Source organism: Tolypothrix tenuis PCC 7101 (assembly GCF_963874875.1).
Classification (GTDB): Bacteria; Cyanobacteriota; Cyanobacteriia; order Cyanobacteriales; family Nostocaceae; genus Aulosira; species Aulosira tenue.
Map to the genome: position 1 here is coordinate 1,790,352 of NZ_CAWNJS010000001.1, position 16,633 is coordinate 1,806,984.

General features: G+C 40.8%; 11 protein-coding genes. 4 read left to right on the top strand and 7 right to left on the bottom strand.

Features of this window, described 5'->3' with window-relative positions; genetic code table 11:
• Nucleotides 1-143: 143 nt before the first annotated feature.
• Nucleotides 144-890 (bottom strand): phycobilisome rod-core linker polypeptide, encoded by a 747-nt coding sequence (locus AACU25_RS07320; protein ID WP_096574564.1) that lies wholly within the window; start codon nucleotides 888-890, stop codon nucleotides 144-146.
• A gap of 582 nt (nucleotides 891-1,472) precedes the next feature.
• Between AACU25_RS07320 and AACU25_RS07325 the strand changes: the two genes are divergently transcribed.
• Nucleotides 1,473-2,153 (top strand): response regulator transcription factor, encoded by a 681-nt coding sequence (locus AACU25_RS07325; protein WP_096574565.1) that lies wholly within the window; start codon nucleotides 1,473-1,475, stop codon nucleotides 2,151-2,153.
• 115 nt (nucleotides 2,154-2,268) lie between these two features.
• On the opposite strand, the gene AACU25_RS07330 is transcribed toward AACU25_RS07325, so the two are convergent.
• The 4 genes from AACU25_RS07330 to AACU25_RS07345 form a co-directional block, all read right to left on the bottom strand.
• A complete protein-coding gene (locus AACU25_RS07330) occupies nucleotides 2,269-2,643 on the bottom strand; it encodes a hypothetical protein (RefSeq protein WP_096574566.1) in 375 nt (124 codons plus the stop codon).
• Between the two features lie 590 nt (nucleotides 2,644-3,233).
• A complete protein-coding gene (locus AACU25_RS07335) occupies nucleotides 3,234-3,668 on the bottom strand; it encodes a phycobilisome linker polypeptide (protein ID WP_096574567.1) in 435 nt (144 codons plus the stop codon).
• A 300-nt stretch (nucleotides 3,669-3,968) separates the two neighbouring features.
• Nucleotides 3,969-4,448 (bottom strand): cupin domain-containing protein, encoded by a 480-nt coding sequence (locus tag AACU25_RS07340; RefSeq protein WP_096574568.1) that lies wholly within the window; start codon nucleotides 4,446-4,448, stop codon nucleotides 3,969-3,971.
• A 42-nt stretch (nucleotides 4,449-4,490) separates the two neighbouring features.
• On the bottom strand, nucleotides 4,491-4,625 hold the full coding sequence (locus AACU25_RS07345; protein WP_321206584.1) for a hypothetical protein: 135 nt from the start codon (nucleotides 4,623-4,625) through the stop codon (nucleotides 4,491-4,493).
• Here AACU25_RS07345 and AACU25_RS07350 point away from each other — a divergent pair.
• Together AACU25_RS07350 and AACU25_RS07355 are read left to right on the top strand one after the other, a co-directional pair.
• A complete protein-coding gene (locus tag AACU25_RS07350) occupies nucleotides 4,624-6,579 on the top strand; it encodes a response regulator (RefSeq protein WP_096574569.1) in 1,956 nt (651 codons plus the stop codon). The two genes, AACU25_RS07345 and AACU25_RS07350, sit on opposite strands and share 2 nt — an antisense overlap.
• A 131-nt stretch (nucleotides 6,580-6,710) precedes the next feature.
• On the top strand, nucleotides 6,711-6,941 hold the full coding sequence (locus AACU25_RS07355) for a host attachment protein (RefSeq protein ID WP_339382112.1): 231 nt from the start codon (nucleotides 6,711-6,713) through the stop codon (nucleotides 6,939-6,941).
• 731 nt (nucleotides 6,942-7,672) lie between these two features.
• On the opposite strand, the gene AACU25_RS07360 is transcribed toward AACU25_RS07355, so the two are convergent.
• Entirely contained in the window at nucleotides 7,673-7,840 is a 168-nt protein-coding gene (locus tag AACU25_RS07360; protein WP_190445614.1) for a hypothetical protein, read from the bottom strand.
• Between the two features lie 286 nt (nucleotides 7,841-8,126).
• A complete protein-coding gene (pbpC, locus tag AACU25_RS07365) occupies nucleotides 8,127-10,460 on the bottom strand; it encodes a penicillin-binding protein 1C (RefSeq protein ID WP_096574572.1) in 2,334 nt (777 codons plus the stop codon).
• Nucleotides 10,461-10,890: 430 nt separating this feature from the next.
• On the opposite strand from pbpC, the gene AACU25_RS07370 reads away from it, so the two are divergent.
• Nucleotides 10,891-16,611 (top strand): alpha-2-macroglobulin family protein, encoded by a 5,721-nt coding sequence (locus tag AACU25_RS07370; protein ID WP_190445613.1) that lies wholly within the window; start codon nucleotides 10,891-10,893, stop codon nucleotides 16,609-16,611.
• Nucleotides 16,612-16,633 lie beyond the last annotated feature (22 nt).

The following is a 16,633-nucleotide window of genomic DNA, read 5'->3' on the forward strand; positions in this document are numbered from 1 at the left end:
AATTGGTAATTGGTAATTGGTAATTGGTAATTGGTAATTGGTAATTGGTAATTGGTGATTGGTAATGGGAAATCGGTGATGAGAAATTCTTCTTATATCGCTCATCTACCAGTCCCCATTACCCCTTATCCCTTGCTGTTTTTCTAGCCACCAATCAAGCTGTTAGCTTCAGAAAATAGAATGAGGAGGAAAGCAACTAATAATACAAAACCGATCAAACTTAAGCTAGTAGTCCAGTTAGCACGGGCGATGAAAACTGAGAGACTAAAACGCTCAGATTGGGCAAACATACCCGTAGGAATCGTAAAGTAGGAACGGGGAAGCTTGTCTCGGTAATCTGTACCATAACGCGCCATCCGCGCAAAAGGTAATTCACCTTGTGTGCGTTGTGGTAGGATGCGGCGGCGTTGATAGGGAACAGTATCATACCCAAAGTTGCTGAGGTATTCTTCGGTGTTGAGTAACTCATCAATTAAGCCTTGCAATCCTTTAGTTGCTAGCACAATCGACCAAGCATGTTTTTCGCGATCGCTATAAACATTACGACCGAGAATCCGCTGAATGCAAATCTCCGCAAAGCGATAGTTATTGTTACTGTCGTAGATCAGTCTTCTAAAGGAATCTGACATTAGCAATCCGCGAATAAAGTCTCTGACAGTAATTTGACCTGCGCGTAATTGAGACTCTAAAAATCGCTGGCGATAGCTATCTAACATTTGTTGCTCGTTAAAAATCTGGCGATAGGCTGCGGCGATTAATACATCCATTTCAGTAGCAGCAAGGATGTTGTCGGTTGTATAAATCCTGGGCTGCTCATCACTGGGAACTTCAAACCCTTTTACTCGATGATTTTGAGATAAGGGTGCATACTCTAACAGAGGAATCGACATCAGGGTTCTCCAATCAAATTGGTTGATTAAATTTCCTTGAAAAACTTGTGTATTTAATCCAAATATTGTGTTTAGCCACGGTGAGCAGTTTGCAGGCCGATGGGAGAATTAATACCAATTCAAAGTTAAGCAAGGTAGATTTCACTAGTACAGAGGCTGCGTAAATCCTGAGACCTTTTAAAATGGCGCAAAAGCCCAAATACAATTGTTGAGTACAGACGTGATTAATCGCGTTTTTACTTCCAAAGCAGCGTTACTAGAGTTTCTCTGTGAAGATGGGTTTTCCGCTTTTAGAGAATTGATATCACTTCGTCATCAACGCCTCTGACACTGGATGATCGCATACCAGCAGTAAGGAAAATGGTTTGGAAACGGTAAAGAAATCGGAAAGAATTACTAATAGTAATAAATATTGATAGATTGTTATATTTATTTGAGAAAAATAGTCACGTTATATGATAGAAATTTTTCAATTAAAAAGAACTAAATTTACAGGAAATTTGCAGGACAATTTCTCGTAAAATTTATGTAGGGAATCTCAGATTTAAAGATGCAAATTTGTTAAACATATTGCAATTTATTATGAGGATTCTCCTAGTTGAAGATGATGTGCTGCTAGCAGAAACTTTGGCAGAGGCCCTAACTAACCAGCTTTATGTGGTTGATGTAGTCCATGATGGCGAAGCTGGTTGGTATCAAGCAAAAACCTTAGATTATGATTTGCTATTGTTGGATGTGATGTTACCAGAATTGGATGGCATCAGTCTTTGTCATCGCTTGCGATCGCATAGTTATCATTTGCCTATCCTCATGCTCTCAGCTTGTGACACAATCAACGAGGAGATTAATGGGCTGGATGTGGGAGCAGATGACTATGTAGTGAAACCTGTAGAGTTACAAAAACTCTTTGCGCGGATTCGCGCCTTGCTGCGGCGAGGATCTATGACTTCATCACCAATCCTTCAATGGGGAGATTTACGTCTCAATCCCAGCACTTATGAAGTCAGCTATGGAGAAACACCCATCCATTTGACACCCAAAGAGTACGGAATTTTAGAACTGCTGTTGCGAAATGGTCGCCGGGTTCTGAGTCGCCGCGTCATGATTGAACATATTTGGGGATTAGAATCACCACCAGACGAACATGTTGTGAAAGTTCATATCCGGGGACTACGCCGAAAACTGAAAGCAGCTGGTGCTGCTGAAAACCTAATTGAAACAGTTCACAGCATGGGTTATCGTTTGAATCAACAGAATGATTAATTCGTAATACCCTTCGGGAAGCCGCTACGCGTCTACGTAATTCGTAATATCATTTACGCCTGCAGCTTGTCGTATTACAAGTGAGAGCTTGATAGTTTCCTATTTAGCTCAATTCTCAACTATTTTGTCTTTTCCAGGCGAAGTAAGAATTTAAATCTCTATTGGTGACTATATAAATCAGGATGATGATACTCAGAACAGCCATAATCAAACTTCCGATGCTAAGAAAAAGGGAAAGTTTGCCACTCAGTAAAATAACCATTGTGACTAGAATGACAGCCAGGAAACTACAAAGACTCATCATCACCCATTTTGCCCATTTATGCCCTTGCAGCACAAAGTACATGACTACAATTGTGAGTAAAATCCGTCCAATAGCCCATCTATCTCGTGCAGCGATCACCAGCGTAGTATCTAAAATACAAAGCAAGATAAACATAGCCAGTAATGTATTTCGAGCTTTTAAGGCAGCTTGATCTATCTGGAGCATGGCTTTTTTATGGTAGTAGGATATTGATAGTTATTTTGTCATAACTATATGAATCTGATTTAATTTCTGAAAAAATCTCAGTCAGCCGTAATGTACTAAAAGCTTTGGGGCTGATGCGTTACGCTATCGCTAACGCATCCTACATGAACTTCAAAAATCAAATATGAGTCTTATATATAGGCAGATAAACAATTCTTCATTATGTTATTTTCTGCCCATATCCGAATTAATTAAATATCAATTTTGCGCTGCAAATCGATGCAAAACAGAAAACAAATTATCGCCGCATTTCTACTATGCTCATCAGCGAATTGCTTTCAAAGCTTGCATTAATTAACTTGAAAAAACTAGCTTTAGCTAATATCGTTTCATATTATGACAGATTGTATACAAACAGCCTGTTAATTGATATTAGAATGCTTAACATCTGCAAAATTCGGGATGTTGCCCATCAAATTTGAAATTTTAGATTTTGGATTGAACATTCACAACTTAAGATTTAAAAAAGTCTGGTTGCTTGATAACAGTATGAAAGCAAGCAAGATTATTTGCGAAATAAATCCAAAATCCAAAATTGATTGGTTGAGTTATCACCATTCTTCTGTAAAAGAATATTCTCCTGAACTGAAAACTGGAATCGGTTGTGGTTCCTGTTTTACGGGAGTTGGTGGTTTAATCTCACAACTTTCACTAGAGTGGTTCTGTTCTTGATGGTGAAGCGATGAAAAGGGAGATTCAGCGTAATGTGCTGAAGTTGGGACATGGCTTTCAACAATGTCAGATTGTGGTTGCAGTAACTCAATATGTGCGACTTGAGTATGGGAAGGTGATAAGGTAACGCGGGTAATCTTACCACCGAGGCGATTAATACCCTGAATAGTTTGAGACAGACAACTATAAGGAATTGTCTTGATGTACTTAGCCTTCCGCATTAATGCTCGATGACAGCCCCCTGTCACTTCAATTGTCACTTGGCGATCGCTATAGTCACTAAAATCGCCAGGATCAATTATTGTGGTCGCCATACAAATCACCTTGAATTTCGATGCTGTTAGCAACTTATCATCAACCTGAATCGATGGACAACCGAAGTATTAAGTAAATGAATTACACACTGTAATTAAATGGGAACAGAGAAATATCCCTAATCAAAATTAGGCTGTAATTAAATACGGATTCTAATACTGCTCGGTTAAGGATTGTCAACTCTTAATTTGGTTTGGGGAAAAGGTTAAAGGGGAAGGGTTAAAGGTTTGTTCTTACCCTTTTTCCCCTTTCCCTTTTGCCCTTAACCGACAAGTATTGGTACGGGTTCTTGATTTTTCTTAATAAGGTGTGCCGTCTTTATGGGTAAACTGCCACTTACCTTCTACAAGTAAAGCTTGAATATCATCATCGGGATATGTTCCTTCATCCCCTGGTGTGCGATCGCCTATTTCTAAATATAAAACTTCCTCTGAGGTTTCGTTGATCAGGTTGTGGGCGTTTCCAGTTCCCGCTTTGAAGCCTGCACACATCCCTGGTGAGAGCTGAGTTCGACCTTCATCGGTTTGTAGGGTAGGATTCCCCTTTAAAATGTAGATAAACTCGTCTTGCTTGGAGTGAGCATGACGCAGGGCGGAAATTGCGTGAGGAGCTAATCTTGTGAGGTTGACACCAAAGTTCGTCAGACCGAACAAATCGCCCAGTGGATGTTTCTCTCTACCCGCTATGCGAGAAGCAAAAGGCTCTGGATAGTTTGTCAGCTTAGTGCGTGGCGGTGCTTCAGTTACGTGGATGGCGATGGGATTGATTGGTGATGCCATAGAAGCGCTCTGAGAACATAAGACAAGGGTTAATTATAATTATTATGCGTAAACAAGCAACCTCGAAAGCGATCGCCATGATTGACTGTCTGATTTTTCAATTTGAGAGGTTTTGGTTAACAAGCTATCCAAACTGACTACACCCAAAAACCATTCTTCATTGGTAGCCGCATCCATGAAAATCTTGCTTGTAGAAGATGATGACGTATTAATTAAAGTTCTGTCCAAAAATTTGACAACCCATCACTACATTGTAGATGTTGTAAAAGATGGGGAAATGGGCTGGACTTACGGCTCTACCTTTGAGTATGACTTGATCATACTGGATATCATGCTGCCAAAGTTGGATGGCATCAGCTTATGCAAGCGTTTTCGGGCACAAGGTTACACAGTGCCAATTCTGTTACTAACGGCTCAAGATAATATTACTGCCAAAGTACAAGGATTAGATGCAGGTGCAGATGACTATGTTGTCAAACCCTTCGATCCCATAGAATTAATTGCTAGGATTCGGGCATTACTGAGGCGTGGCAGTAACAATCCTTTTCCCTTACTGACTTGGGGAGATTTGCTGCTTAATCCTAGTACTTGTGAAGTCACTTACAATGGCCGTTCCCTGAACCTGACAACGATGGAATATGATTTACTAGAACTTTTGCTGCGAAACTGTCAGCATGTGTTCAGTAGCGAGGAACTTTTAGATAAATTATGGTCTTCAGAAGATTTTCCCTCTGAAGCAACAGTACGTTCTCATATTCGTCGCCTGCGGCACAAACTTGTAACTGCTGGTGCGCCCCATGATTTTATTGCTACCATGCATGGAAGGGGTTACTACTTAAAAGCACCAAGTACAGAAGAAGCGAATGATTTATCAGCAACCCCAGAGAATAATTCTCATAGTGCTGCTGTTATAGCTAAATCTAAAGAAACCGAGAGCGATCGCCCACAGCATTTAATACCATCGGATTCGCAACAGCAATACTTGGCATTTCTCAACGAGACTTGGACGAGGACTAAACCACAAAGCCTCGACCAAATGGGGATTTTATTACAAATCATCAGAGACTTACAAACCAATCAACTCACACCCCAGCAACAAACACAGGCGCAACAGGTGGCTCACAAACTCGCAGGAACTCTGGGAATTTTTGGGTTAACCAAGACAATGCATATTGCACGGCAACTAGAGTATTGGTTAGGCGGTAGGGAGCGACTGCAACCAAAACACGCACCATTAATGAAAACTCTGGTAACGGCTCTCCAGCAAGATATAGATCATACTACACTGATCCAAATGTCCCAGATTCCGGCTGGCCAGTCACCGCTATTGCTGATTATCAGTCCAGACAATGAATTCAACCAGTCAATCGTAGCTGTAGCAGCCAGTCGGGGGATTCGCATTCAAATTGCGCCTGCGCCGGATGTAGCGCAAGCAATGCTTACCAATGAATCTGTCTTGGATGCTTTCGGTGAAGATCCTGATGTTATCCTGATGCGGTTACCCTCAATTCCATCGAGAGCAGAAGTCATCGATCAGCCTAATTCAGAGTTAAGTAACTTTTGGGAGACATTGCAGACATTCGCCGAACGTTACCCGAAATTACCTATTGTTGTGATAGGCGATCGCGGTGAGATGAGCGATCGCTTAGAAGCAATGCGGCGGGGTGGCAAACTATTTTTGGTAACGCCGACTCCACCAGAACAAATAGTTGACACTGTCGTGAATTTGCTGCGCGATCCAGAGATTCCCAACAAGATAATGATCCTGGATGACGATCAAGATTGGTTACGCACTCTCCCCACCTTGCTGAAACCTTGGGGATTTAAAGTAACTACCCTTGCCGATCCGCAACAATTTTGGGCAGTACTCCAAGCAGTTACTCCCGATGCTCTGGTATTAGATGTAAATATGCCACAAATCAATGGATTTGAACTCTGCCAAATTCTCCGCAGCGATCCGCATTGGCAGCGGTTGCCAGTATTATTTTTGAGTGTACTCACAGATCCTACTACTCAGAATCAAGCTTTTGCTGTTGGCGGTGATGATTATCTATGTAAACCCGTGAAAGGGGTGGAATTAGCTAACCGGATTCTGCGGCGTTTACAAAGAGTTAGAGCTTGGGCGAATTGATGATAGGGCATAGGGCATGGGGCATGGGGCATTGGGCATTGGGCATTGGGCATGGGGTAATTGGTAAGTGGAATTTTATCTCCTGATCCCCTAATCCCCAATCCCTAATCCCCCTTATTTTTACCCAAAGCATTACGGCTAAGATAGTTAACTTAATTCAGGCTCATCAAATACAACAACTGTTGATGGTAGCTGAACCCCAAATATTAGGTATGATGCGCGATGTGATCGCGCCTTTATTAGGGAAAAATATTAAGATACATGAATTAGCAAAAGAGATTTGTCATCTGAAAACTCATGAAATACATGAGTATCTTGCTAGTAAAAACTTGTTACCACCACACAAAAGAGCTTCAATCTAGTGATTGCCAATGGCAATCACAAAAATTCAGTCCATTAACTAAATGAACTGATAGTTTCGCAAGGCTAAAAAATGTTACTTAAAGTTTACTGAACATTTAATGTAGCAATTCTTGAGAGACAATAATCTTATGAGGAAGCTGAGATTAACAACGTAACCTCAGCCTTTCCTTACCAATCTCCTTAAATGTTTTTTGTGTTGTACAGACACACACATGGAGGTAGAAATGTTACACGATATTTTAGTACCAGATCCCGGCACGTACCTCATCATCAAAATTTCTGTGTTGATTTTGGCACTGTTAGTATTGATGATTGTAGCTGCGGCTCCAGTTCTTTAAGAATTAACTCAAAAATTAAGGTTCTCACTCCGATATCTCACAGATGTGAGTAGTCTTTGCTGCTTGATTGGCAAAATCGTTAATTGCGTAAAGATGACTGTATCTGCTTTGGGGTACAGTTGATGGCAATCGAATCGCAAGTGAAGCGGTAGCGATATTATGGGCGTGAAATCAGCAGAATAAAAACCTGAATCTGGATTTAAATAGAATTCACCAGAGAGTCTGACAATTAGCCTAGGAATGATCTTTCGTATTACCAAAGATGGAGAAGATACGATTGAGAGGATTCTATATCGCAATGCTTAGTGAAATATCGATGGTTGGAATCAATATAATGACCTCGGATGACAACTGCTAATCAACTGTTTAATTAGGATTTGCATGGACTAGATTTAACTAGCGTGTTCCCAGTCGCTGAGTAACTCATGTTGTTGTGGTTTTGTCTGACGTTTCTTCAGGGGAACTCGAGGCGAACCGATATCAACCTTGGGGAAAGACTGTTGTTTCTTCTTAGGAGATTGGTTACCTTGGGTTTTGGAATTAGTCGGTGTGTTTGTCATGGCTTTATGAACCTGTAATGAAAACTTCAGCACTACTGTATATCATCAATTTTAAAACTGCAAATTTCGGAAGAAATATTTTATTTTTTTCAGTATTCCTACGGGAATAGCAATCTCTTCATTTATTCAGTATTTATTCACTATTTTTTCACATTATCAGGACAAATATAAGATACTGTTAACAACTGCTTAAGAATTAGTTCACAGTAAAATTCCTGAGATGTGGAGTTTAAAAGTAACAATACATAGTGATACAAGCGTTGCGTAAGAGTTTCCGCGATCGCGCTTATGGCTGTTTATTCATCTGAGAATTAACAATTGAGAAACCTCTTCTTGTAGATTTGCTTTTGGCTACCTGCACTTGAAAGCTGATGCGATCGCTTTTTTCTCCACTTCGCGCTTCCAATGTCCATTTACCAGGATGCAGATGCCAAAATACAGAATTAGCTGAATCTATAGCTAGCTTTTCACCATTTAACCGCCACTCTATAGGCTCAACTACCTTTCCTATTAGCTTAAACTCTAGTTTCTGGCTTGTTTGTTCCCCTGGATACAGCAAAAATAAATCGCCATTGTGAGGAGATAGAATTCTCAAGTTGCTAGTATTAAAAGTTGCTTGTTGCTGTCTTGCTAACCATTCGTCATATTCTGGCGATAAATTGCCTGGTTCTTGATTTTCATAGGCGATTTTGTCTTCTGGATAAAAGTATTCCTGCACCACAGAAGTACAATCTGGTGTAGGTTTTAACCCAGAAATTGCACAGATGGGTAATTGCACTAAACCTTGAGGCGGCAGAAAATTTTCTGGTTCTTGATGTTCGTGCAAATGTAACATAATCCGATTCCACAAAGGCGCTGCCCCAGTCACCCCTGATACTTGGCGCATCGGTTCGCCTGTGAAATTTCCTACCCAAGTGGCGACGGTATAATCTGTAGTGAAGCCTACAGTCCAAGTATCGCGGAAATTGGAAGAAGTCCCAGTTTTAACTGCTGCTGGGAAGGGCAGATTTAATATAGAATCTACACCAAAAGCTGTGGCGCGGGCGTGGTTGTCGCGCAGCATATCGGTGATTAATTGCCATGTTGTTGGGTTGGTGTTTGGTGTTTGGTGTTTGGTGTTTGGGGATTGGGAAAATGTAGAAACTAGGGATGTGGCTTTACCTTGTTGGGCTATGGTGACGTAAGCCTTGGCTAATTCCCAAAGGCTGACTTCGCCACTACCAAGAGTTAAACCTAAGCCATAATATTCGGGGGTTTGGTTGAGGTGTTCAAAGCCTAATTGACGCAGATGTTCGAGGAAAGCTGGTACGCCTATTTTTTCTAATACCCTGACAGCGGGGACATTGAGGGAGTTTGCTAAAGCTACCCGCACTCGCACTGGGCCGAGAAACCTTTGGGTATAATCTGTAGGGCTATAAAGTTTGGCACCAGGAATGGCGTAATGTGCTGGGACATCTGCCAAAATTGTATTCGGGCGAATTATACCTTTTGCTAACGCCAACTCGTAAACGAACGGCTTGAGAGTAGAACCTGGTTGACGTAGCGCTTGTACTCCATCATTGCGTCCGAGTTTGGCTTCATTAAAATAATCGGGGGAACCAACATAAGCTAAGACTTCCCCAGTGTGGTTGTCTATTACCAAAGCTGCTGCATCATGGACGTTATTTGCAGCTAGGGAAGAAAGTACTTGCTTTACCTGTGCTTCGACAAATTGCTGTAAAGGTCTATCTATTGTAGTGTGAATCTGACCTTCCCCTTGTGGGGTGCTTTGCTGATTTGCTAACCAGAATAAAAAGTGGGGTGCAGCAATAATTCCCCGTTGGCGAGACTGAAATACTACCTTTTCTGTGTAGGCGCGTTCGGCTAGTGCGGAAGTAATATAACCATCCTGTACCATGCGATTGAGAACGTATTTTTGACGCTGCTTTAACCGTTGCCAATGTTCTAGCGGGTCAAAATATGTGGGATTATTGGGGATGGCAGCTAATAAACTAGCTTGGGCAAGATTTAAATCACTAGCTGGGAGAGAAAAATAAGTTCGGGATGCGGCTTCCACACCATAGATATTTCCTCCCATAGGTAAGCGATTGATATATGCAGAGAGGATTTCATCTTTATTCATCCCCGCTACTAACCGCCAAGATAGCCAAATTTCTTGTAGCTTTCCTGAGAGATGGCGCGGAACAGGATCTAACATCCGCGATAACTGCATGGTAATTGTAGAAGCACCAGAGACAATTTTTTTGGCGTGAATTGCTTCTTTAATCGCGCGGGCTACTGCTTTTAAATCTAACGCGCCATGATGATAGAAGCTGCTATCTTCAGCCGCTAAAATTGCCTGAATAAATTGAGGAGAAACTTGATTTAAGGGGACTACAGCAGTATGCTCTTGGTCACGGGTGAGTAAAGTTCCTAAGGGTAGTCCATTGCGATCGCTAAATTGCAACGCTAGCTGATTTTGTTGAATATCTGTAGCCCGAATTGGCGCAAAATAGGGCAGTAAGCGCACTTCCAAGCACATCAACAGCAAAGCTAAGATTACCTTACCCTTTTTGCTGCGATTCAATACTCGCCAAAATTTTTGCGTAATTTGGATTAGCCTGCGTGAAGTTACTTTCATTAGCGAATGCGCCACCCTGTCAAACTTACTTTAATTTTGACGTAGCGATCGCACTGTAATCAGGAAATATTACTAACAATTTACAACTGATTTGTCATTTGTCATTTGTCATTTGTCATTGGTATGTATTCACAAATTTTTATCTATAAAAAATCAATACTTCTTAATATAATTTTCTCCTCTTCTTCCTCTCTGTGTCCTCAGCGCCTCTGCGGTTCATTACCTCTTCTCTTCTTGTCCCGCACGGCTTCTCGGCGAGACGCTTTGCGAACGCGGTTTATTTAAAAAAATATCACAACTGCCGCCCGATTCCCATCATTAAGAATTGTAGTTATTACTAGGAACAATCATATTCTATTGGTTATCTATATAATAATCTCACGCAGAGTCGCAGAGGCGCAGAGAGAAAAGAGATATCTATTTTAAATTTATGATAATTAAAGTTTTAATTAAATTTCTACTTAGCTTAACACTGATGCTAGGCATAGCAGGGTGTAGCTTGTTCGGAATTAATTCTGGTAGAGAACAACTACCAACAGTTGCGCCTCTCGCACCGCCAAAATTACCAGATTGGATTGAACAAATTAGTCCTATTGGTGATGCTAAACCCTTAAATCAAATTCGCATCCGATTTAAAGAAGCTTTAATTCCAGTAGAAAGCTTAGATAGTCCAGAACAGCAGAATTTACTGCAAAAATTTGAACTTACACCACCTTTACCCGGTAGATTTCGCTTTTTAACACCGCGTATGGTAGGGTTTCAAGCTGATAAAGCCTTACCACAAGCAACCAGATTTCAAGTCACTCTCAAATCTGGTTTAGCAGATTTAAAAAAACATCGTTTAGATAAAGATTTAGCTTGGACTTTCAATACAGAACCAATTAATCTGAGTAATTTACCAGGCGTTAACCCAATGGAAAAGGCTGACGAGCAACCGATTGATTTACAGCCAAAATTACAATTTACATCGAATGTGGAACTAGATGTAAATTCTGTACAGAAACATTTACAGTTGATTCCTGAAGGTAAAACCGATGGTGTTGGTTTTAAAGTCATCTTAGATAAAGAAGAAAAACCACAAGAAAGCGAAGATCCGTTAGAAAAATTTGACCCTGCACAACGTAACTGGGTTTATCAGCTAATTCCCCAACTCAAGCTGGCATCAGCAACTCGTTATCGGCTTAGTTTTGCACCTGGAATTTTGCCAGCTTATGGTAATTTACCCAGCGAAAAAGAATTTGCTAGTAAATTAGCTACCTATTCACCTTTAGCATTTCAAGGCATAAATTTCTATGGACAACCAGACGCAGGTGGAACCTACGGTAGATTTGTTAAAGGTAGTCCACAGTTAGAATTTAATAACATCTTAGTTGCTGATTCTGCGATAGAAAATATTAAAATTGAACCGAAACCAAAAGATATTGATCGAATCATCCAAGTTAACGATGAAGATAGGATTGTCAATATTAATCCTTATGCTTTAGCACCAGCTACAAGTTATACAATTACTGTTGGTGGAAATCTCAAAGATAAATTTGGACAGACTTTAGGTAAACCTGTCAGTTTAAAATATGATACTGGTGATTTAGCTGGTGATATTTGGGTTCCTGCAGATTTAAATATTTTTCCTGCTGGTAAAGACTTACAACTAAATATCAATACAATAAATTTGCCAGAGGCGAACTATAAAGCTGCTTATAAAGTAGTGCAACCAATAGACTTAGTTTACGATAATAATGCTAGCAATTTATTACCGAAACCTGTTGAATGGCAAAGTTTCTCCATAGCGAGGAAGAATAATCAAGCAGTTGATATTAATGTGCCGCTGCGGGAAAGGCTATCTTCTCCCACAGGGATGTTAGCTTATGGTGTACAAGCACGGACTAACAAATATCAGGAGAATGGTAAGGAATTGTGGCGAGAACCCACCACTTACGGCTTAGTACAATTAACAAATTTAGGTGTATTTTCTCAGTGGTTTCCTGATTCCGGCTTAATCCGTGTTCATCATCTTAGTGATGGTTCGCCTGTGAAAGCTGCGGCTGTAGAAATTTATCAATCACAATTAAATGCCAAATCTCGTCCCCCAGCTTCACCTTGTGCAACTGGGAAGACTGATGATAGTGGTAATTTAAGTATTAAAACCGCCGATTTAAAGCAGTGTTTAGGTGGTAATCAAACCTTTGTTAAAGCACCAGAATTTTTAATAATTGCCCGGGAAAATCAAGATTGGGCATTTACCCGCACAGAAGAATATAGTGGTGTTTATGGTTATGGTGTTGATGCCGGTTGGCAAGATGGTAAACCAGAATCACGGGGAATTATCTTCTCAGATAGACAGTTATATCAACCTGGTGAAAAAGCTTGGTTAACTGGTTTCGCTGACTATTTACAAAATGGTACAATTCAGCAAGATAAAAATGCTGCTTACCAAGTAACTCTAGTTGATCCTGATGGAAAAAATACTAGTTTAGGTACAAAAACTACTAATGAGTTTGGTACATTCTCGTTAGAGTTACCAATTAGTAAAACGCAACGCTTAGGATATTATACAGTCCAAGCCAAGGGTAAAAGCGGGCAAGAAATATCTGGAGAGTTTCGAGTTGCAGAATTTAAATCGCCTAACTTTAAAGTTGAACTGAATTTAGATAAAGAATTTGCCTTCATTGGCGATAAAGTTGAAGCAAAAGCTGCTAGTAATTATCTTTTTGGTGCGCCTGTTCAAGGAGGCGAAGCTAAATATTTTGTGACTCGCCAACAAGCTAATTTTATTCCTAAAGGTTGGGAAGAATTTAGCTTTGGTAGACAATGGTTTTGGCCGGAAGAAAGTCCTACCTTAACTAGCGACGTTTTACAAAATACTTCTGTACTTGATGCTAACGGTAAAAGCGCCCAAAGTCTGACAGTAGCGAAGGATTTACCCTACCCCATGACTTACCAGGTAGATGTGCAAGTCGCGGATGTTTCTAATTTATCGGTAGCGGATTCCCAAACTTTTACAGCTTTACCAAGTAATCGTTTAATTGGCTTAAAAACTAATTTTGTGGCTGATGCGGGTAAGCCATTTAATATCGAAGCTGTTGTAACTGACCCTACAGGGAAACCTCTCACAGGTCAACGGCTACGTCTAGAATTACAACAGATGAAATATAGTAGCGTTACCAAATTAGTAGAAGGTAGCCGCACAGCAAAAAATCAAGTTGAATATAAAACAGTTGCACAAGCAGAAGTTACATCTGCGAGTAATCCCCAATCGGTAAATTTAACGCCAAGAGAATCTGGTTCATACAGAATTAGAGCGAATTTTAGCGATACTAAAGATGAAATCAGCGCTACAGATTTACAAATTTGGGTAACTGGAAATAATCAAGTATATTGGGGTTCGCCAGAAGAAGACAAGCTAGAAGTTAAACTCGATAAAAAAGAGTTTAAACCTGGTGAAACTGCAACCGCATTAATTCAATCTCCCTACCCTGAAGCCGAATTGTATTTTGCAGTCATTAAAGACAAACCTATCTATCAACAAATTACCAAAGTTAAGGGAGGCGCACCCCAAATTCAGTTTCAGGTTACGCCAGAAATGTTACCCAATGCAGCAGTACAAGCTGTATTAGTCAGACAAGGTAAACCACTCAATCAAGTGGAACCGGGAAGCTTAGATAAATTAGTAAAAATTGGCTTTGCACCATTTAAAGTCAACTTGCAGGATAAATATTTAAAGGTAGAAGTTAACCCACTGCAAGCATCACTCGAACCTGGTGCTGAGGAAACTGTACAACTAGAACTCAAGGATAATCAAGGTAATCCCACCCAAGGACAAGTTACAGTCATGGTGGTGAATGAAGCAGTACTGCAACTATCTGGCTATCGTCCACCGGATTTAGTAAATACAGTATACGCCGAACAAGCGATCGCCACTCGTTTCAGTGATAATCGTCCCGATGTCGTCATTCAACCCCAAGATATTCCCAAACCCAAAGGCTGGGGTTATGGTGGTGGCTTTTCTTCTGGTGCAGCTAATACCCGTGTGCGTACAGATTTCCAAGCCTTAGCTTATTACAATGGTGCTGTCCTCACCGACGCTACAGGGAAAGCACAGATAACCTTTAAACTTCCCGATGACTTAACTACCTGGCGAGTCATGGCTGTAGCTACCGATGGTAATTTGCGGTTTGGCAATGGCGATCGCACTTTTATCACAACAAAACCATTGCTAACTAATGCCATCTTGCCACAATTTGCCCGTCCAGGCGATCGCCTTCTGGCTGGTTTATCCGTCACCAATAACACGGGAAATAGCGGAAATCTTTCAATTAACGGCGAACTTAGCGGTACAGTCAAGTTTGCAGAGAATAACCCTACGACGACAAATTTACAAACCCAAGCCGAAGCTACTACCCAAGCTTATCGCTTCCCCATGCTGGCGGAGAATGTGGGAGAAGGGAAAGTTCGCTTTACCACACAGTTAAATAATGCAGCCGATGCTTTTGAAGTACCTTTAGAAATTAAGCCGCTAGAAATTACCGAACAAGTTGTAGAAAGCGGAATCACCGAAAAGCAAACCAAGATTCCTTTAAATGTTGATAAAAATACCATCCCCAACGAGGGAGGTTTAGATATTCAACTGGCGAGTAGCTTAGTTCCAGAAATTAAAGCACCAGCCAAACAGGTTTTAGGCGATGATGAATTACCATTTGCAGAACCCGCAGCCAGTCAGTTGATGATTGCGGCAAATTTGCAAAATCTGTCACAAAAATATGGACAGACATTTGCCGAATTCAATACTAATCAACAAGCCAATCTAGCAACTGAACAACTGCAAAAACTGCAAGTAGCCGATGGTGGTTTTGCTTCCTACCCCGGACAAGAAAAATCCGATCCTTGGGTGTCTTCTTATGCGGCGGAATCTTTAGCAAAAGCTAATCAAGCTTTCCCCAGTGCGATTAATTCCGCAATGCTTTCTCGCCTCAAGAGTTACTTACAAAAAGTCCTCGCAAACCCTGGACAGTATGACTTTTGTAAACAGCAAATTTGTAAAAATCAACTGCAACTCAACGCCTTGATAGGATTAGCAGAACTAGGCGATAAACGCAATAGCTTCTTAGCAGATATTTACCAACAACGTAATAACTTTGATGTCGTCAATCAAATCAAATTAGCACGGTATTTATCTCAATTTGCTGAATGGCAAGATGAATCGCAAACCATGCTGAACCAGTTACAACAAAATATCTATGAAACTGGACGCACAGCAGTTATTAGTTTACCGAATAGCTGGGGATGGATGAGTTCGCAGACTACAGCACAAGCGCAAGCTTTACGGTTATTTATTGCTAATAAAGCGAAGCCGGAAGTTGTCGATAAATTATTCCAAAGTTTGCTAGCACAACGTAGAGATGGCACATGGCAAACTAGTTATAACAACGCCCAAGCACTCACAGCTTTAGTAGAATATAGTCAACTCCAACCTACACCACCTAATTTTGTCTCTTCTGTACAATTAGCTGGTAAAAAGTTAGGTGAAAATCGCTTTGAAGGCTATAGCAATCCTAACTTACAGTTAAATGTACCAATGGATAAATTACCTCGCGGTCGCCATGATTTAGTCTTACAAAAATCAGGTAGAGGTAAATTACATTATCTGGTTGCTTATAATTATCGCTTGCAAGGAAATCAACCCGGGAGATTTAACGGGTTAAGAGTTTCCAGAGAAATTCAAAAAGTTGGCGAAGCAGAAAGTCTTCTACAAAAATTCGGACTGTTCGCCTTTGATAAACCCTTAACTTTACAACCAGGACAAGTATTTGATATTGGTGTAGAACTGATTACCGATCATCCTGTGAATCATGTAGTGATTACAGATCCGCTACCAGCAGGATTAGAAGCAGTAGACGCAAGTTTCCAAACTACAACCGCTGCATTGCAAGCAAAAGCCGATAGTTGGCAATTAGGGTTTAAGAACATCTACCGCGATCGCATTATCGCCTACGCTGACCACCTGGAACCAGGAGTTTACAGCTTGCATTATTTAGTCCGTTCCGTTACCCCTGGTAAATTCCTTTGGCCTGGTGCGGAGGCGCATTTACAATATGCACCGGAAGAATTTGGACGTGCGGCTGAGTCTACACTAATAGTTGAGGAGAAATCGTGAATATTCATCACCTGCTTGTTTA

Coding starts and splice junctions, on each gene's coding strand:
- AACU25_RS07320 (WP_096574564.1), bottom strand. CDS start 890: ATGTCGATTCCTCTGTTAGAGTATGCACCCTTATCTCAAAATCATCGA.
- AACU25_RS07360 (WP_190445614.1), bottom strand. CDS start 7,840: ATGACAAACACACCGACTAATTCCAAAACCCAAGGTAACCAATCTCCT.
- AACU25_RS07340 (WP_096574568.1), bottom strand. CDS start 4,448: ATGGCATCACCAATCAATCCCATCGCCATCCACGTAACTGAAGCACCG.
- pbpC (WP_096574572.1), bottom strand. CDS start 10,460: ATGAAAGTAACTTCACGCAGGCTAATCCAAATTACGCAAAAATTTTGG.
- AACU25_RS07350 (WP_096574569.1), top strand. CDS start 4,624: ATGAAAATCTTGCTTGTAGAAGATGATGACGTATTAATTAAAGTTCTG.
- AACU25_RS07345 (WP_321206584.1), bottom strand. CDS start 4,625: ATGGATGCGGCTACCAATGAAGAATGGTTTTTGGGTGTAGTCAGTTTG.
- AACU25_RS07335 (WP_096574567.1), bottom strand. CDS start 3,668: ATGGCGACCACAATAATTGATCCTGGCGATTTTAGTGACTATAGCGAT.
- AACU25_RS07330 (WP_096574566.1), bottom strand. CDS start 2,643: ATGCTCCAGATAGATCAAGCTGCCTTAAAAGCTCGAAATACATTACTG.
- AACU25_RS07325 (WP_096574565.1), top strand. CDS start 1,473: ATGAGGATTCTCCTAGTTGAAGATGATGTGCTGCTAGCAGAAACTTTG.
- AACU25_RS07370 (WP_190445613.1), top strand. CDS start 10,891: ATGATAATTAAAGTTTTAATTAAATTTCTACTTAGCTTAACACTGATG.